The 18,709-nt window shown below is 32.6% G+C and carries 19 protein-coding genes and 5 tRNA genes; 9 read left to right on the top strand and 15 right to left on the bottom strand.

Annotated features, from left to right (window positions below):
• Positions 1 to 174: 174 nt before the first annotated feature.
• Positions 175 to 849 carry a hypothetical protein gene (locus VLB80_02495; protein HSC25062.1) on the top strand — a complete coding sequence of 225 codons (675 nt, stop codon included), beginning with the start codon at positions 175 to 177 and terminating at the stop codon, positions 847 to 849.
• On the opposite strand, the gene VLB80_02490 is transcribed toward VLB80_02495, so the two are convergent.
• The 10 genes from VLB80_02490 to VLB80_02445 all read right to left on the bottom strand — a co-directional run bounded on the left by VLB80_02490 (position 824) and on the right by VLB80_02445 (position 9,863).
• Complete coding sequence (locus VLB80_02490) at positions 824 to 1,771, bottom strand: UTP--glucose-1-phosphate uridylyltransferase (GenBank protein ID HSC25061.1); 948 nt, start codon at positions 1,769 to 1,771, stop codon at positions 824 to 826. The two genes, VLB80_02495 and VLB80_02490, sit on opposite strands and share 26 nt — an antisense overlap.
• 46 nt (positions 1,772 to 1,817) lie before the next feature.
• Positions 1,818 to 2,795, bottom strand: coding sequence for a hypothetical protein (locus VLB80_02485; protein HSC25060.1), 978 nt, complete (start codon positions 2,793 to 2,795; stop codon positions 1,818 to 1,820).
• 11 nt (positions 2,796 to 2,806) lie between these two features.
• The gene (locus tag VLB80_02480) at positions 2,807 to 3,892 is read right to left on the bottom strand and encodes a hypothetical protein (protein ID HSC25059.1); all 1,086 of its coding nucleotides are present in this window, start codon (positions 3,890 to 3,892) and stop codon (positions 2,807 to 2,809) included.
• 455 nt (positions 3,893 to 4,347) lie between these two features.
• The gene (locus VLB80_02475) at positions 4,348 to 5,430 is read right to left on the bottom strand and encodes a hypothetical protein (protein HSC25058.1); all 1,083 of its coding nucleotides are present in this window, start codon (positions 5,428 to 5,430) and stop codon (positions 4,348 to 4,350) included.
• 381 nt (positions 5,431 to 5,811) lie between these two features.
• Positions 5,812 to 6,879 carry a peptide chain release factor 1 gene (prfA, locus tag VLB80_02470; GenBank protein HSC25057.1) on the bottom strand — a complete coding sequence of 356 codons (1,068 nt, stop codon included), beginning with the start codon at positions 6,877 to 6,879 and terminating at the stop codon, positions 5,812 to 5,814.
• A 6-nt stretch (positions 6,880 to 6,885) separates the two neighbouring features.
• Entirely contained in the window at positions 6,886 to 7,089 is a 204-nt protein-coding gene (gene rpmE, locus VLB80_02465) for a 50S ribosomal protein L31 (protein ID HSC25056.1), read from the bottom strand.
• 152 nt (positions 7,090 to 7,241) lie between these two features.
• Positions 7,242 to 7,715 (bottom strand): hypothetical protein, encoded by a 474-nt coding sequence (locus VLB80_02460; GenBank protein HSC25055.1) that lies wholly within the window; start codon positions 7,713 to 7,715, stop codon positions 7,242 to 7,244.
• A 2-nt stretch (positions 7,716 to 7,717) separates the two neighbouring features.
• Complete coding sequence (locus VLB80_02455; GenBank protein HSC25054.1) at positions 7,718 to 8,194, bottom strand: toxin C-terminal domain-containing protein; 477 nt, start codon at positions 8,192 to 8,194, stop codon at positions 7,718 to 7,720.
• A gap of 30 nt (positions 8,195 to 8,224) precedes the next feature.
• Positions 8,225 to 8,368, bottom strand: coding sequence for a hypothetical protein (locus VLB80_02450; GenBank protein HSC25053.1), 144 nt, complete (start codon positions 8,366 to 8,368; stop codon positions 8,225 to 8,227).
• Positions 8,369 to 8,618: 250 nt separating this feature from the next.
• On the bottom strand, positions 8,619 to 9,863 hold the full coding sequence (locus VLB80_02445) for a hypothetical protein (protein ID HSC25052.1): 1,245 nt from the start codon (positions 9,861 to 9,863) through the stop codon (positions 8,619 to 8,621).
• 217 nt (positions 9,864 to 10,080) lie between these two features.
• Here VLB80_02445 and VLB80_02440 point away from each other — a divergent pair, with 217 nt between their 5' ends.
• Positions 10,081 to 10,353, top strand: coding sequence for a hypothetical protein (locus VLB80_02440; GenBank protein ID HSC25051.1), 273 nt, complete (start codon positions 10,081 to 10,083; stop codon positions 10,351 to 10,353).
• A gap of 36 nt (positions 10,354 to 10,389) precedes the next feature.
• On the opposite strand, the gene VLB80_02435 is transcribed toward VLB80_02440, so the two are convergent.
• From VLB80_02435 to VLB80_02420, 4 genes are all read right to left on the bottom strand, one after another.
• Positions 10,390 to 11,454, bottom strand: a complete 1,065-nt coding sequence (locus VLB80_02435) for a hypothetical protein (protein ID HSC25050.1) — start codon at positions 11,452 to 11,454, stop codon at positions 10,390 to 10,392.
• Between the two features lie 111 nt (positions 11,455 to 11,565).
• A tRNA-Asp gene (locus VLB80_02430) sits at positions 11,566 to 11,643 on the bottom strand.
• An 8-nt stretch (positions 11,644 to 11,651) separates the two neighbouring features.
• Positions 11,652 to 11,726 (bottom strand) — tRNA-Asn (locus VLB80_02425).
• Between the two features lie 23 nt (positions 11,727 to 11,749).
• Positions 11,750 to 11,824 (bottom strand) — tRNA-Val (locus VLB80_02420).
• A 150-nt stretch (positions 11,825 to 11,974) separates the two neighbouring features.
• Here VLB80_02420 and VLB80_02415 point away from each other — a divergent pair.
• Positions 11,975 to 12,724 carry a S49 family peptidase gene (locus VLB80_02415; protein ID HSC25049.1) on the top strand — a complete coding sequence of 250 codons (750 nt, stop codon included), beginning with the start codon at positions 11,975 to 11,977 and terminating at the stop codon, positions 12,722 to 12,724.
• Here VLB80_02415 and mreC read toward each other — a convergent pair.
• Positions 12,686 to 13,417 (bottom strand): rod shape-determining protein MreC, encoded by a 732-nt coding sequence (gene mreC, locus VLB80_02410; GenBank protein HSC25048.1) that lies wholly within the window; start codon positions 13,415 to 13,417, stop codon positions 12,686 to 12,688. The two genes, VLB80_02415 and mreC, sit on opposite strands and share 39 nt — an antisense overlap.
• A gap of 371 nt (positions 13,418 to 13,788) precedes the next feature.
• Between mreC and hemW the strand changes: the two genes are divergently transcribed.
• The 6 genes from hemW to VLB80_02380 all read left to right on the top strand — a co-directional run bounded on the left by hemW (position 13,789) and on the right by VLB80_02380 (position 18,702).
• A complete protein-coding gene (gene hemW / locus VLB80_02405) occupies positions 13,789 to 14,943 on the top strand; it encodes a radical SAM family heme chaperone HemW (protein HSC25047.1) in 1,155 nt (384 codons plus the stop codon).
• A 71-nt stretch (positions 14,944 to 15,014) separates the two neighbouring features.
• Complete coding sequence (locus VLB80_02400; GenBank protein HSC25046.1) at positions 15,015 to 15,476, top strand: pyridoxamine 5'-phosphate oxidase family protein; 462 nt, start codon at positions 15,015 to 15,017, stop codon at positions 15,474 to 15,476.
• A gap of 23 nt (positions 15,477 to 15,499) precedes the next feature.
• Positions 15,500 to 16,693, top strand: a complete 1,194-nt coding sequence (locus VLB80_02395; GenBank protein ID HSC25045.1) for a hypothetical protein — start codon at positions 15,500 to 15,502, stop codon at positions 16,691 to 16,693.
• 133 nt (positions 16,694 to 16,826) lie between these two features.
• A tRNA-Leu gene (locus tag VLB80_02390) sits at positions 16,827 to 16,913 on the top strand.
• A 110-nt stretch (positions 16,914 to 17,023) separates the two neighbouring features.
• Positions 17,024 to 18,580 carry a protein translocase subunit SecD gene (secD, locus tag VLB80_02385; GenBank protein ID HSC25044.1) on the top strand — a complete coding sequence of 519 codons (1,557 nt, stop codon included), beginning with the start codon at positions 17,024 to 17,026 and terminating at the stop codon, positions 18,578 to 18,580.
• Positions 18,581 to 18,625: 45 nt separating this feature from the next.
• Positions 18,626 to 18,702, top strand: a tRNA-Met gene (locus VLB80_02380).
• Positions 18,703 to 18,709 lie beyond the last annotated feature (7 nt).

Raw genomic sequence — 18,709 nt, 5'->3', positions numbered from 1 at the left:
CTATTAAACTAAACATTTTTGTATCAATTTCATCACTACAATCGATTGTATGATTTCAATATGAAATAAATAAAACATTATTAGTCAAAAAATCATTAAAACCTTTTAAAATCGAGAATTAAGAAGCTATAATCATAGCTATGAAAGAAATATACTTTATCAAAGGCAACAAATATGTATAAAATCATTGTCAAAAAAATAAAATTAATTATTTTGCTTACAATCTTCACCATCATTCATTTAGCAGATGCAACATCACCTACTAAACATTTACAATATCCCTTCTACTATTATCTAGCAGGCGCAGCTACATCATTTATTATTGGAAAAATAATATATAGTTATTATCAGACCTATAACATGACCCATGAGCAAATAATTGAAAATTGGCGATTAACATATAAAAGTATCTACAAAGATGTTCAAAATTATCATAATTTTTATCAAAGCGATGTCCAAATAAGCGATTGGGACCTTAAAGAAGCTATCATCTATAATACGCAGGAAAAATATCCATTTATGACATATTATTCTTCGCTTATAAAAGCATCTTGGCACCTCAATAAACATCTTGTTGCACTGAATAATCAATTAATTGAGATAAATAACCATCAAAAAAAAATGAGCCAAAATTATTCAGAAAACAATATTCATCTGCAAGAGGTGCTATTGCAACTAGAGAAAAAAGGTAAATATCTTCAGGAATATACGCTCAAGACACTTACCCTACTCATGATTTTAAAAAATAAAATAAAACTCTTTAAAGAATATAATGACGACTATCACAATTGGTCACAATCAGACCGTTGCATAAAAACTATACCTATTGATAAACCATTTCCTGGTTAAATATTGCGCACAACATATCTCTATAGAGAGGATTATGTAACCCTAACGTTACAGTTGTTTGCAACAGACCACGTATAGTCCCTGTATCATGTCGCTTTCCTTGCAATTTATACGCTAAAACACGCTTTCCTGATCGCACCATATGTTTTACTGCATCTGTTAACTGAATTTCACCTGCAACACCTGGCTCAACAACTTTCAATGATTCAAAAATATCATAAGAAAATACATGGCGCCCTATTTGACCTAAACAAAATGAAGAGTTATCTCCTGATTGTGGCTTCTCTATAATATCTACCACCTCCACTAAATCATCCGTTAAAAATTCTCCTGGGGTAATAACCGCATACTGACTAGCCTGCGCGCAACTAATCTCTTCCACAGTAATTACTGTTGCATTATATTGTTTGGCAATAGCAATTAAACGTGCCATATGTGGGTCATTACTTTCAATAATATTATCCGGTAACATCACACAAAAAAATGATCCTGGCTTAATAAAGGGTTCACCAATAAGTACCGCCTGTCCCAAACCAAGCGGTTCTGGTTGAACTATATACGTAAAATTCGACTGCTCAATCAAACGATTAAGTGGCTCAAGATAATGTAATTTATTTTTTGCTGCTAATAATGCCTCAAATGTTGGATCAAAAGAAAAATAATGCTCTATCGCTTGTTGTTCATTCTCATTCACAATAAAGCAAAAATCTGATATGTGTGATTGTAAAGCTTCTTCAACTACATGATGCAATGCAGGTTTATCAATTAAAGCAACCATGCTTTTTGAACAATATTTAGAAATAGGTAAAAGCCGTGTTCCTGATCCTGCCATAGGAACAATAACTTGCATAATAGCATCATCAGCATATATACCACCACCTAGACACACAATAGAAAATAGACATATTAAAAAATTTTTCATCATTCTCCTTATATCATTTAATTTTTAAACTACAATCAAACCAACTCTATTTATTTATTAAATTTTGAGCAAAAGTAAAACAATCATTTTTAGAGTACAATAAAACATCACCGTTTAAAGACGGTGCCAATGCAATCTGATCAGTGTTTTCAAAATTAAATTCAAAGTAAATTTTCGCTGCAAAATCAAAAAGCTCTTCTAAAGTAAACTCACTATTGGTAAATGTTCCGCGTTCACCATATTCCACCGCCGGAACCGTTTTTATATATTGAGCAGCATCTTCCATTATTTGATTAAAATCGTTTTTAGTAAATATTATAATATTTTGTTGATCAGGAGTAGCTAGTTTAAAACAGTTAAAAAAAGATTCCAAAACTTTTTTAATTAAACGCCTATTACTAGCATTTTTGGTATTAATCGCTTCTTCATTTCTAACCTGCCATTCTTTAATCATTGTATCTGGCATAGAACATGTTAACGTTGTAACAATATCAGTAAAAGATGTTTTTATTAACTCTAATTCATTTTCCCAGTTGTATACCGTTCCCGATTCCCATACAACATTATGCCCACACGCAGCATGATAATAAAGTTGAGCCATTGTTGCACGCTGAACAGCCATAAAAAACATATCTAAAATATATTGATTACATGGTTTATTAAGGTAATCCCTTATTTCAACGATAGCGCTAAGGGTTTGTTGTTTTTGTTGTTCATGTGCTGTGTTCTTAAAATAAACATGATAATACATAATAGCATGAGGAATATTTTCTGGATTAATCGCCTTGTTTATGATAATCATTTGTTCAGAAAAAAGATCATTAAGTAACTGATAAAATAACGAATGAAAAATATCATATTGAGAAAGGGACTTATAAGAATCATCATACGAAGTTATCATATTTGATAAATAACCACCCATTCCAGAACATATCGGCCCCCTTGTAATAACAAGAGTATTTGCATCTGTATATAATGTAGAAAAAGTACATAACAACAATATAAATATTTGATTTATCTTCATAACTTTACCCCTTATATAAGTTTATCTTTCAACTCATCCACATGTTTTTTTAAATAATTAGCTAACTCAATAGGATCAACATCCAATTTTGCTGAATTACCATCAATTGTGCCTGGAGTAGGTTGTATAGTTGTTCGTGGTATTACTACCGTATGAACATGATACTTAGCTTTTACATCTATAGATGCCTTACCACCCATACTCTTAGTGTATAAATTACCGCCGCCACATTCACGAATATTTTCTTGAGCATATTTCTGCATTATAGGTAATAAAGCCGTTGCTAAAATCATATTTTCTCTCAAGACATCGGGGGATAAATCTTTTATTGCCGAAACATGTTGATTTGGCACCACCGAGATCTCTCCAGCAGTCGATGGATGATGTGATAAGCAAACATAATTATAATCAAATCGTTCGATAACAAAATTATCATTGTCTTTTACTGGAGTATCTTTCACTGAACAACATGTGCATTCTGTTGTATCGCATGGTATCACCGTCCCAGATGATGTCTGTATATTTTTTTTAGAATATAATAGATTTTTTAAAACTTCATAAGCTTCTTTTCCATTTTTAATTGTATAATTCTGACGAGCTTTCATTTGCTCTGGCAGGGACTGCGGTGGCTTTACATAATTTTTAAATTGACTGTGCCAATGCGGAACAGACTGTCCTGCAATTTTCCCCCAATTGGTGAAATATTCTTGTGTATATGCATCCTCATACAAATCAGCACTAAATTGCTGAACCGCATCCGTTTGATGTATTAATTGCTCTCGAGACAAATTAGCTGGATTCTCTTCATGTGATATAGTCATAAAAAGAAGATGATCTCCCTGCTCAAAGTCAAAATAAGGATTTTTATTCGTCATTACTCTCATATCTTTTTTATGATCTTCATATATAATAAAATTGGCAGCTAAAATATCCTTATCACAAAAATGACATACAGATATGGTCGGCTTATTTACTATAGTTTCGCTAACATATTTTTTACGCAGATCTCCGCATATCTCTAATTGGGCCAGCTTTGGATTCATGCCAAATAATGCTGAAGAACATAACCCTAACACAATAATACTTCTCATTAACATATTTCCTCCTTTGAATTGTATACGCCATTAGTATCATTTTGTCATTTTGCTTTTGGGTATTTTATAACATACAGATAAAAACAGTCAAGCAACAAAAAAACCTGACTGTGCTCTATAGAACACATCAAGTTTTCTTATCTTTTAAACAAATATGGTATTAGCTTAATGCTAATTTACGTCTTTCTTTACGGTCAATCGTACGCAAAGCATCTATAATTTCATCTAAATCGCCTTCAATAACATAATCTAATTTTTTTAAAGGAATACAATAAAACAACTACCTACAACTATTTTCATAAAAAAATTTGAGCCTAAAATAACTTCTAGCATTTACTAATGCTCTAAATTTTTCTAGACCCAAATCTTGTACAATATAGCACATTGAAGTAATTAATATTTCCTCAAACAATTGGTGCCATTAAAAAAATGTAATTTTTTTATATATACAAATTATGTTATACAACCAATTCCTTTAAATAATCAACCTTGGCCTTCAAATATTCAGCAAAATGAACAGGATCAATGTCCAATTTAAAAGAATTACCACTGAATGCACCGAGAGTTGGCTGCATTTTCGTTCGGGGTGTCACAACTGTATGAACATGATATTTACTTTTTTCAACATTGGATGTTTTTGCGCCTATACTTTTTATATATAAACTGCTACCGCCACACTCAAAAATATTTTTTTGAGCATATTCTTCCACTATAGACAACAAAGCAATCGACAATATCATATTTTCCTGTAACGCATCCAAAGGTAAATCTTTTAGCGCTGAAACATGTTGATTTGGCACAATAGAAATCTCTGCTGGCATAGATGGATAATGTGATAAACAGACATAATTGTATTTAAATCGTCCAATAACAAGATTTATTTCATCCATCATTTCATTATTTTCAACTGCACAACAATCACATTTCTCATTGCCATACACTATTACATCTGGTGTAATTTTCCCATAATCAGAATTTAACACCACTTTTAACGCTGCATACGCATCTTCTATGTTCGTAATATAACTATTTTTTTCGGCTTGCAACTGTTCTGACAACGATTGAGGTGGTTTTACATAACTTTTAAATTGACCATGACCATGCGGAATCGATTGACCCGCAACACTTCCCCAGTTCATAAAGAATTCTTGACTATATGCAGTAGGATATAATTTTCCACTGTAATCGTGAATCACCTTAGCTAAACTCATTAGCTCTTCTTTAGAAAAATCAGTTGTAGACCCTTTATGTGATATGGGCATAATAAGAAGATGATATCCCTGATCAAAGTCAAAATGAGGATATTTATTTATCATAACTCTTATATTATTTTCATAACTCTCATATAAAATATAATTGGTAGAAAGTACGTTTGGGTCACAAAAAAAACATGCTTCTGGATCTTGTAGCATATGCTGTATATATTCTTGATTATATTCTTTGCGCAAAGTCCCACATACTTCTAATTGGGCTGACCTTGGACTCATACCAAACAATGTAGAAGAACATAACCCCAATGCAATAACGCAATAAATCAACATATTCTTTCCTTTAAATTAATACAGATTCACACTTCTACTTTTTCTGACTATGTTTTCTATAATCAACCAAACATATCTCTACTGTCAAGAAAATGTAAACAAAAATTATTTTTTTAAAAAACTATTTTCATTATCAAAAAAAATATACTATAATATTCCATTACTGTTATAAAATCCCATTACTATCCGTATTATATAATTTTTTTTAAAAGAAGATTTAGTATGAAATAATTTTTAAAGAATGCTTTTCAGCATTTATTTTTCATCTACAACTGACTTTTCCGATTTTTTTTATCACAATAGTCAAAAAAATAAGAAAATCTGACTGTGCTCAAAAAAACACATCAAATTTTCTTATTTTTTTTTAAACAAATATCGGTATTAGCTTAATGCTAATTTGCGTCTTTCTTCTCGGTCAATCGTACGCAGAGCATCTATAATTTCATCTAAATCGCCTTCAATAACATAATCTAATTTTTTAAGTGTTATATCGGCATTATGATCCGTAACGCGATTTTGCGGAAAATTATAGGTACGCACTTTTTCAGCACGCATGCCTCGACCAACCATCTCTTTACGTTGTTTTCCAATTTCTGCTGCATGCCGCTCTTTTTCAAACACCAACAAACGAGATTGTAAAACTTTTAATGCCTTAGCCTTATTTTTATGCTGCGACCGTTCATCTTGACAAGAAACAACCACACCTGACGGTATATGAGTGATTCTCACAGCTGAATCGGTCGTATTAACATGCTGCCCACCAGCACCACTTGCACGAAACACATCTATGCGCAAATCTGCTGGATTAATACTAACATCAACTTCTTCCGCTTCAGGTAGAACCGCTACCGTCGCTGTTGATGTATGCACCCGTCCTGCTGTTTCAGTTTTTGGCACACGTTGCACACGATGTACACCCGCTTCAAATTTTAAATATCCATAAACGCCAACACCTTCAATGTGCAATGTGACGTCACGAATACCGCCAATATCGGTGAAACTTTCATCAACAACAGTTGCGCGCCATCCTTTTTTTAATGCATAATTTGTATACATTCTCAAAAGGTCTGCCGCAAACAATGCTGCTTCTTGGCCACCTGCTCCCGCACGTATTTCTATAAAGACAGAACGTTCATCATGCTCATCAGACGGAATCATTAAATCTTCAAGTGCACGTTCTTTTGCTAATTTTTTTAACCCTAAATCATGCAACTCAACTTTAAATAACTCTGTCATCTCCGCATCTTCAGATGAATATTTAAGTTGTTTTTTAGTCTCAGCAATAAGTTCATCACAATGCATAAGATCTTTATGAGCATCAATAATACGCAAAAGACGAGCAAGCTCCTTCTGTAAAACTATTCGCTTAGTATTATCAGTAATAGTAGCTAACTCACCCACAAGATCATCATACTTTTTCTGTAAAATCGTCAGACCAGTTATATCCATAAAAAACTATGCTTTTTTTGCATATTTTTTATTAAACTTCTCAATCCGACCTGCGGTATCAAGAAATTTCTGCTGGCCAGTAAAAAATGGATGGCAATTTGAACAAATGGTAACTCTTAATTCACTATTTGTTGAATGGGTTTCGAATGCATTACCACACGCACAACGCGCAACGATACTATGACGCTCTGGATGTATATCTTTTTTCATAAAATGCCTTAAAATAATGTATGTTTTTTTATCATTCGATAGCAGCACTCATACTGCTAATATATTCTGAATGTAATCGAAAAACACCATTTTGTAAAGAGACTGTGTTGCAGCAAAGCGATACGCTCTCCATCTGAATAATCAAAAAAACTTTAAATAACTCTAATTCTGTCAGTTAAATTGATTTTTTCATCACTTTTAACCAAATCAACAACCCATTCTGATATTTTGTTTCCATCTTCATCATATGGTTCACCTCGCTCTGGAATAAAATCATAGCAAGTTTTTAATGTAAACGGCTTATCACCTATTCGCTCTGTATAGATATCACTTATAATAATCTGATTTTGTACATAAACCTTATCATCAATTTTGTACAATACCCACCATTCTATAAATCTCCTCTTTTGTGGATTGTTCACTGCAACAATAAAACACGTTCTATCGTAATAACTCAACCGCTCTATTCCCTCATGCCACTGCTTTTTATAATCATCTAAACTCCACCACCCAAGAGGAATATACAAAGTTTCCCTAAAGTCATTAATTTGAATCTCGCCTTTTGCAGAAAGATGTCCCCACTTTTTTTTTGGCTTATCATCTATAATGCCAATACTCATACCCATAATCATCCTCTAATATTTTTTGTTAGATCTATGCTCCATGTACCAAGCCGGTTACCCTTTTTATTAAATACTTTCCATGAGCCACCACCATGTCCGTCTGCATCTGGACTAATATAATTTTTTCCATTCGTAAACACCGGCTTATTACGCGTATCACCACATGGGTGATTTTTTGCTTCTCTATATCCATGTTGCTTTGCTAAATCTCGAGCTTCTTTATTTGTTAATACTTTATGATCTTCACGCGCCTGATTTCTTTTTCTTTCTTTCTCTTCAGGATCTTCTGGCATCATGCCATTACCACCAACAGGTGATATAATAACATCACATTTACTTCGCTTATTTTTATGCCATTGATAACCAAGACATGTCCCCAATCCTGCTATACCAAGGCTAATCCCAGCTACTTCAATTGTCCCTGAGCAAAAAAACAAAGATATTCCAAAAACAATTACCGGCGCAAAATTATGAACACACACATTTGCTTTTGAAACAAAAAAATTGTGATGTTACGCAACACTCAATACGTAAACATCAATACGCTCATAACCAGCTGGAGTTTTGACAAGAATTCCCGCCACAAATCCTTCAGAAAAAATTATGCACGGAAATAGCGCAAACACAAAGGATAAAATTTGAACAGATCGCTTCACTACCTAACCTACTTGCCAAAAAATAACAATTTACAAAAAACATACTACTCAAAAATAGTCACAACAAAATAAATACAGCCATTACATGTATAATGTTTAGCTTCTTGTGTTCATAATTATTGTTTCTTGATCTTATTTTTATATATCATAATTTATCAAATTTTTTTATAACTACCCTTACAACAAAAGCGGCCGCAGTAAAATCACTGCAACCACTACATCCCAACTCATTTTTTTTATGTAATCGTAATTACTTTTCTGCCATCATCTTATTCAATGCTTTCTGCAAAACAGCTGCTTGATCTTCAGGTGACAATGAATCACTTTTAAACACGTTGCAATCAGAAATCATCTGTGTATATTCTGAACCATCACCCTCCATACGCATATCATATTCTTCTGGATTTTGAATAATAAATGACATACGTTTTTGTGCTTCAGGATCCAAAGCTCGTGTAAATACGTTTGTTGGTCCTTGATCAGCGCCAAAACCAACAATCTTTTTATTAAGACTCATAATGCGTGCAAGAGCAATAACTGCATCAAAGGGTTGCTCTTCTTTAGGAAGAACCATATATTGCTGTTGTTGATCTTTTCCAACCGTAATCCTACTGTCTTTTGTTCCACAATCCATTAATACAAGATTTTTATTATTTTTAAGTAATTCTTGAAATGATTCTGAAGTCATCTGTCTTCCATGGTTTTTTTTATCTCGCGGCAGCTGTTTTCCTCCGATTAATGTTGCTGAACGATCCTCACCCAAAAATACTACTCCCAAGACTTTACCTTGTGCCAATATAGCATTTACTTCTTGAGCAACAACCCCATTTGCTCGTTCTGGTGCCATCAATAAAACTTTTTCCGGCTTTGTTGCCGTAGGATCCATTTCAAAATGACCGTATAGCCCCATAATATGAGTAATATAATCAGTTTCTGGCTGTTTATCTTTTTCACTCATTAGCGCGCAACCATAATCTTTAACTACATTTGATAAGGTTGATTGAAGAAAAGGTCGCACTGAAACAGTGATATCCCAATTTGTACCTTTTTTTAACTGATGAACAGTCTCTAAAAAATGAACTATATCACCAATACCCACCTGGTCTGTTCTAACTAATACTGATTTTTTATCACCCTTATTATTGGTGCTATTAATTTTTTCGACCGAAAGACGTTGTTTTTCTTCTATTCCAAGAAGCACATCAAAACTACTCCAATAATTCGTTGCTTCTCTCTGAGCCATAAGACACGCTGCTAAATTGAGTTTAGCCATTTCTTTGTCATATTCACTACCAACATTATCATGTAAAAACTGTCTATATAACAATGCAGCGTCTTTCCATAAACGTTTTTGATGTACATCATTTGCAGATTTAAATGGATTAGTATCAGCATAAAACCACTCGGCATTCATCGGTCCTTGCTGTCCCATTGCGTATAAGATTACATTAGATATAAACATTATTGATAAGAGTATTACCTTGACACTTTTCATCATTTTTCTCCTCATTAAAAAATAAATCACATTTTAAACAAAAAATCATAGACAATATCTATTGCGAAATCAAATGAGTAAAAAATACAATAGTGAATAACTAATTAATTAAAAATATTAAATTAAATCAAAACGAATTTGTAATCTATAAAATTAGCTGTATACACATTTTTATAATAATTCTTAGATCTAAATTTTTAAAGAAATGAATTTATGAATGAATGTTTTATGTAAAAATTTTATACTTTTTTTGTATACATTAACCTATTCATTGCACGCGCATTATAATGACAATATACCACCAAAAAACCTCAAAAAAACTCTGCTGTGTATGCATTATACATTTTATACTGCAGAAATAACGACAAGTAGCGCTACATCTGCCACCATAGCAGCCTATAAACTCTCTACACTTGTAGCCGTGGTCAACATTGCCGAAACCCCAACAAATTCTGTTGCTATATCATTGCTGGCAATTGCTACAACGTAATATTTTAATTAATACAAAAATTTCAATTTAATAAATTTACGCACGTATTTTTTTAATTAATAAAAAACTTCCAACACACAAAATCGCAATACAAGAAACTGTCAACCATTTTCCAATTATTAACCAATCACAACTACTATTTTCTATTTTTTCTTTTGTCATTTCTACAGAATGCAACTGCACTATATCACAAAGAAAGTTCCTATCATTACTCGGCAACTCCCAGTCATTGAAACCCACTCCCATCTTCTCAGAACCAAAAATATGAATAAGGTTATCTACAGAAAAATTTATTTTCTTAGCGTCAGAATATGTTAATTGCACCACTATATCTCGAATTTTTACATTTTGATCAGAATAATTATACTTATTCTTACTATTGCATAATATTGATAATTCAGAATTACCCGTCTTATTTTTTTGTTCATTTATTTTGCTTATAAAAGCATTGATATCAATTTCAGCTATCATATTCTTCTCTAATGTACACTGAGAAGGCCTCTTTATTTTATTATTTACATCATCCTGCAAATGCAAATCAACATATAAATTATGCTGTTTAATATAATTATTCAATTCTTGATTATAGATAACATTAAAATATTTTATCAAATTATCTTTATGATTCTTTCCAATATTTACGATATACATAACACCATAAGTATACTTATCTTCTTTTTTAGTCGCCAGAATAACAGTGCTGACAATATTGTCTTTAATAAATTGTTGCGTAGATTTCAAACTCCATCCAAGCGTTTTTTCCAATAAAGACTCTTCGTGCCACTCTCTTGCAGCAACTATAAGAGAATTATCCTCTCCTTTATCAGCAAACCCACCAAAATAGTCAAATTGCTCCAATGAAACAACTGAATCTACAGATACCTTGCAATATTTATTATTATCTTTATTCGAAATTTTTATCATATTTCCTAAAATAACCGATGTAATTTTCTTAGTTACGGGATCACAGACAACAGGTAAAACACCGGCCGCAAAAAGTTTATATGAATTATGAGATGAAAAATCACTACAACCTACATTACCGACAACAAAAAAAACAATAACAAAACATTTGTATACTGGAATATAAAACTTTTTCACGATTAACCTCTTTATCTTAAAAAATGTATTACAAAAAAAAGTAGACTGATCAATGAGACCAATCTACTTTTTTTTGTTCAAAAATTAATGCATTCACCACATTTTAAAATATGGCGGGGTGGACGGGACTCGAACCCGCGACCTTCCGCGTGACAGGCGGACGCTCTATCCAAGCTGAGCTACCACCCCAAAACAAATGGCTCCCCGGGCAGGATTCGAACCTGCGACCCAACGATTAACAGTCGTTTGCTCTACCACTGAGCTACCGAGGAATATATTTCAAAAATTTAAATTATGGTGGGCGATGTAGGTTTCGAACCTACGACCCCCAGTTTGTAAGACTGATGCTCTACCACTGAGCTAATCGCCCAAACTCCCACCCAACTTACTGGAGAAAGTTTAATGTATATATGAGCAAAAGTCAAAAAAATATCACATTTCTTTTATAATTTTTCTTTTTTGACTATGCTACTAAATCAATACCTAGAAATGTTTCGTTTAATTGCTACAAGGTTTCACCATGACCCTGCTTACCTCAATCAAAACAATTTTTTTTCTTATTACCTTTTTGTATATAGCACCTTTTTTATTTGAAGGAATTAAAAAACAATATATAGCTTTATTAGAACCTCGAACGCCTATTGGAATTCTTCACGTACTAAATCCTTTTAATCAAACATCATATTTTATTGAACGATTACATTTTTTTTTCAAAAACCCCTCTATAAAGGGCATTATCATTAAAATAGATTGTACAGATATTGCTCCTGGCACTAGCCATACTATCTTTCATGACATTCGGCAGCTCAAAAAAATGTATCCTAAACCTATTATTGCATTAATAGAAAATACATGTCTTGCGGGAGCATATCTTATAGCAAGCGTATGTGATTATATCATCGCGCCAGAATCGGCAATTATAGGAAACATTGGATATACCTTTACTACAATACCACATTACATATTAGATGAAGAACACAATGAGATGTTTAACGACATAAAAAATGAATTGTATCAACATCTTACTAAGCAAATTGCTTTACAGAGAAAATTATTGCTTACAACGACGCATAGCTGGGGCGATGGAAAAATTTTCACTGGTAGCAAGGCTGTCTCTTTAGGCTTAAGCAATGAAGTTGGCTCGTTATGCGCAGCAATAAGAACAATTAAAGAAAAAGCACTTATTGAAGGAGAAATTGAATGGATTGAATATAATGATAAAACATCATATTCAGATATCTTCCTTGGCAATAAGAGTACAATATTGTAATCCTTGAAAGTCTAACGTAGGCCGTATCATAATAGTATAAAATAACTCTCCCTTAGTAACTGAGATAATTTTTCCTAAAGCAAATCCTTTAGGAAAAACAAAACCTTCTCCGCTTGACAGCACTAAATCATCAATGCAAACCGATTCCAAATGACTTACATAACGCATTATCGTACGATCAATTTCATTAATTCCTTCATGAATACCAGTAACGTTACCCTGAGAGCATACTGCGACAACTTTGCAATCAGCATCGGTAATAAGAGATACTTTACAATACCAGGGATAAACCTCAACAACCTTCCCAACTATAGAATTACACCATAACGCTATCATGTTTTTTTTTATACCATGAGATCTTCCTGCATCAACGAGAAAGAATTGATTATTAGGTGAGAAATGACGAGCTAATACTTGTGCAATAGATCCTCGATTTAATAAATATTTTTTTTTAAAATTATATAATTCGCCTATCTCTTCTGAATAATTTCGCAATGCTTTTAATGCAATATTTTCAGCTACAATCTCATCGTTTTTCTTTTTTAAATCTTCAACTACTTTATCGAGATTGTGCATTATTATATAACGGCCTAACCATGATGTAATGGGTTCAAAAACTATTCGCTGGACTCGCAGCAAAGGATATACCATGTATGATGAAAATGTTTCAATAATTGAAACATTAATGAACATAAAATTCCGCAAAATAAAAAGTGATATAATAATTGAAACAGCGATTAAAATTATTCTATTTTTATACACAATATCAACTCTTGCTTTTGGCAATAAATAACTTTATGGTAGGCATCACAAAATCAATCATAATAATAGTTTTAATCTATGTCATAGTAAAAAAAAATCAATGCAATAAAAAAAAAGGAAAAAATGAAAACAGCCTTGGACCATCTACACAACTTATTACGTATGCCTTATTTTCTTTATATTTTACTCATAAAAATATATTATACTGAAAAAATTTAATATTTTAATACAATTTGCTGCGAAACAAGACCTATGGTACAATGAAATGTACTATTTTAGCTTTTCAACAAAATGGATTCTTAATGTATTATGATATTTCATCACACACACGATCTCTTTATATTCATTGGCCTTTTTGCCCATATCGCTGTCATTACTGCCCTTTTGTTGCGCTTGCATCGCATGATCCATTTATGGAACGATACCACAATGCCTTAACAAAAGAGATCCAAGAGTTTGGCAGCAATTACGCGAACCGACTACCATTAAATACAATTTATTTTGGCGGTGGAACACCCAGCACATATCCTGATCATCTTTTACGCGATATGTTCGCCACATTGAATCAATTTTTTATTTTTGATGAAAACACGGAAATAACATTTGAAGTTAATCCGGGAACAGTGCGATTTGAACAATTAAGCTTATGGAAAGAATTAGGAATTAATCGAATAAGTATTGGCGTGCAAAGTCTTAATGATTCTGTTTTGCATAAATTAAATCGTTTACAAAAAGCCACAGATGTATACTCTTTGCTTGATAAAGCACCAAGCTATTTTGATAACATTTCTGTAGATGTTATTTTAGGCCTACCAGGAATTAGCATGATTGAATGGAAAGAGTTATTAGCAAAAATAGTTACATGGAATATTACTCATATATCAATGTATATATTGGAAGTTCATGATAGCACACCATTATTCTTTAATGTTTCATCAAAGAAAGTCATATTGCCTTGCGATGATGAAGTTGTAGATGCATATTACTGGTCTCGCGAATTTCTTATTAATCATAATTTTAATCAATATGAGATTTCTAGTTTTGCAAAAACAAAAAAAGAATCTCGCCATAATAGTATGTATTGGGAACGTTTGCCATATAGAGGATTTGGGCTTGGTGCATGTTCATTTGATGGAACTTCTCGCTTACAAAATGAAAAAAATCTTATTAAATATTTAGAAAGTATCGAACAAAACAAGTATAAACCAGTTTTTACAGAAATAATTACCAAAGATCAAATATATGTTGAAAAAATTATGCTTGGATTAAGAAGAACAAAGGGGGTTTGTTGGGAAGAAATTAGTAATAATTTAACCGTTGTACAAAAAAAAGAACTTAAAACTATAATTAATACATTACAAAAAGAAAAATTAATTATAGAAAATAACGGTCGTCTGCAATTAACTCCCGCGGGGTTGGTCATAGAAAATGAAATAATAACGAGACTTGCCTTATAAAAGGCATTTTTTCTTTAATAAACTAAAAATATATGAAAATTATAGTATGTATTATGTAAGTTAGGATGTTCATGGCAAAACATGTTGGCATAAAATTACCAGAAGATTTATTGACAGTTTTAAAAAAAGGACAAACGGTAGGCATTCTTGCAACTTTTTCTGAAAAAGGATTACCAAACACAACTCCTGTCCAATGTATAGTCGCGAAGGGTCTTGAAAGCATCTTATTGACTATTCACAAAGACCATACAGGATATCACAACATGGTATGGCAAAAAAAAGTTATGATTTGTTTTTTAGATGAAGGCAATGTGGCGTATAGTATTTTAGGACGCGCTGGTGTTGTAAGAGCTCCATCACTTGTTCATCCATTTATGAATGTTGTACGTATTGATATTATTGATATTAAATGTGATAGATCAGTTTTAACTAATGTAACGAGTGGTGTAAGGTGGAATTATACCTCATCAGAAGCTGAAGAACTGTCTAATGCTTTAATGAAGGAAATAGAAGAACTTTCAGTAACTCTTTAGTAAAAAAAAGGAGATAGCATTTTATGCGTATACTTACACCATTAGTAGTAATGATGCTCAACACAGCAGTTCATTATGGCATAGCTCAAGAAGCTCCACCAATTAACACTTCTCTAGAAAAGCCAAATGAAAAATCACCAACAGAAACCACAAACACCTCAATAAAACAAGAGGGCGAAACAACGCAACAAAAAGAAGGTTTACCAAAATCTCATGCTAAAGAATCAACACCAGCATTGGTTAAAGAGCTACCAGAAACATCTTCTGAAAAACCAATGAATCCATCAGTAACACCTGTTCCTATCGAGCCCGAACCAGTGGAAGAAGAGATTGTCATCACAGAAAAACCAATAGGAATCGATACCGTTTCTCTTGAAAATCCACAAGGAAACTGGCTCTTCAAACGTATTTGGTGGGAACGCGCTGAAGAACGATATGAAAAAATACGCCTTCTTGTTGATAGCATATGGGAATCTCGTACCATTTTTTTTGTTAAGCGCAATGAGCTTGATAGAAATATTTTAGATCCTTTTTATCTTAATATCGGTGTTGGTCAAGGGGAACTACAAACTATATTATCAGAATTAATCAATTTTTTTGAAAAAAAACGAGAACAAGAAGGAGATCTTAGCGAGCAAGAGCGCACACTATATGAATCGATTGCAACAGAAGAAGAGGCGATAAAACAGCTCAAACTTGATGTTGAATCAATTGCAAATCTTGATCATTCTATCGATGATGCATTAGGGACACTAATGAATCAAATAAATCGTGTAAGGCAGTTTGAAAAACAGGCTTGGGACAATTTTAAAGAGATTGCCCACATATTAAATGACACGAAAGCCCGTGAACTCTATTATATGATTGAAGGAGCAGCTCGTAACATAAAAAATATCAGCTTATATTTAGAAAAAGATTTTTTAACTCACTTTAACAAACTAATTAATGAAGCAACACAACATATAACTAGAGTGCAAAATCAAATAGAAGCGCTTAAAGAAAAAGGTGTCAATTTAAAACGTCGAACATCTCTTCTCGAACAACAAACAGAACAAAATCAAGAAGAAGAGAATCAAGGCGATACTAATGATGAAGAGGAAGTTGCGCCAAAGCAAAAATTAAGTTGGTTTGGTTGGATTGCTTCGTTTATCAAAAAAGGACTTAACGCTATCCTTTCTGTTATTAAAATTCCCTACAATATGATCTTTGGAAAATAAAATTCCAAAAATATATTCTTAATTTTTTTATTATAAAAGCCCAATTTTTATTTATTAATTTATAAAATTGGGCTAAAAAAAGATTGATAATACCGAATTTCTCGTTATACTAAAACACATTCAAGAATGAGATGCCGGGGTGGTGAAATTGGCAGACACGCAGCCTTGAGGTGGCTGTGGGAGAAATCCCATAGGGGTTCGAGTCCCCTCTCTGGCACCAAGCTTATTTAGGTTTTTTATTACGCTGTAGTTAATATTTTTAAAAAAATATATAAGTATTTGAATATATAAAAAAGGTAGTGAAATATTTATGTTTAAGGAGTTATTTTGATGAAATCAACAGTAAAACATATTGTCAGTTCTGAATTAATGATATGGCTATTATTAGGCGTTATTGGTATCTATTTTTTATATCCGCTACGTCAATCATTACGATTCGGAATAGATCTTGTTGGTGGTAGTTACTTAACTCTTGAAGTAAAAACTAATAAAGCAATTGAAGCAGAACTATTAAATAAGTTACACAATATTAATACTAAATTAAGTCGCGAGCGTTCAATTGTTGTAACGTCAAAAACAATAGAGAACAATACAATTATTCTCATGTTTCAAAATCAACAACAAACACAAGATGCTACGCAAATTTTAAAAACTGATGAACACGAACTAGTACAAAAAGTTGATAAAAACACAATCGTATTATATTTTCCAGAACAAATCGAAAAACGTATTAAAAATGATGCTGTATCGCGTAATATTGAAATATTACGTACTCGTCTTGATAAATTTAGCGTTGCTGAAATTTCTATCGCGAAACAAGGCGAAAAAGAAATTATTATTGAACTACCTGATGTCAAAAATCCACAAGAAGCAAAAGAAATGATTGGACGTGCTGCGCTTCTTGAATTTAAAATTGTTGAAAAAATAGGTTCAAGCGAATCAGAATTACTACTCGAATATGACGGAGATCTTCCTGATGATCTACAGATTTTACCAGGTGAATACACACATGGTCGCTCTCGTTCATATTATGTTGTACAAAAATATGCTAAGGTAACGGGCAATATGCTTTCTGATGCACGACCTACAATGGGCGGAAAAACTGGAATTGAACCAGTCGTGCAATTTTCATTTAATGAAGATGGTGCTGATAAATTTTACGAACTAACCAGCAAAAATTATAACAGACAACTTGCAATTGTGCTTGATGGTAAAGTAATTTCCGCACCAAGAATAAACGAAGCAATTCGAAATACAGGAACCATTACCGGAACATTCACTAGTGATGAGGTAAAAAAATTAGCGTATTTACTTAAATCAGGTTCTTTTGTTGCTCCCGTTACTTTTGAAGAAGAAAGACAAATTGGACCTTCACTTGGAGCAACATCAATAAAAAATGGTTTATATTCATGTCTTGGTGGATTTGCGCTTATATTTTTATTTAGTTTATATTATTATCAGTGGTGCGGATTGTTAGCATTTCTAGCTTTGGTCTATAACCTTATTTTAATATTAGTTGGTCTTGCATGGCTACGTGCAACGCTAACATTACCTGGCATTGCTGGTATGACATTAACTATTGGTATGGCGATTGATGCATCAATCTTAATTTTCGAACGAATTAAAGAAGAAATAGCACAAGGTAATAGTGTAAAAAATTCTATTGATAAAGGATTTGTGGGTGCAATGGGAGTTATTTTAGATGGCAATATCACGACCTTCATTAGTGGCATTGTTCTCTATAATTTAGGGTCAGGCCCAATTCAAGGATTTGCTGTAACATTAATGCTGGGAATCATTGCTACATTGGTAGCTACCTTATTCTTCTTAAGATCATTTTTTAAATTTATTTTAAATAATTTTAGTATTCAAAAGCTTTCTATTTAGTGTTATACTAGAAGCAAATATATTTCTATCATCTGGTATAGTAGTGGCGGCGTAGCTCAGTTGGTTAGAGCGGCGGAATCATAATCCGTAGGTCCGGGGTTCAAATCCCTGCGCCGCTACCAGAAATTT

This window comes from Candidatus Babeliales bacterium (assembly GCA_035455925.1).
Taxonomy (GTDB): domain Bacteria; phylum Babelota; class Babeliae; order Babelales; family Vermiphilaceae; genus SOIL31.
This window is presented reverse-complemented; position numbering and strand designations above follow the sequence as displayed.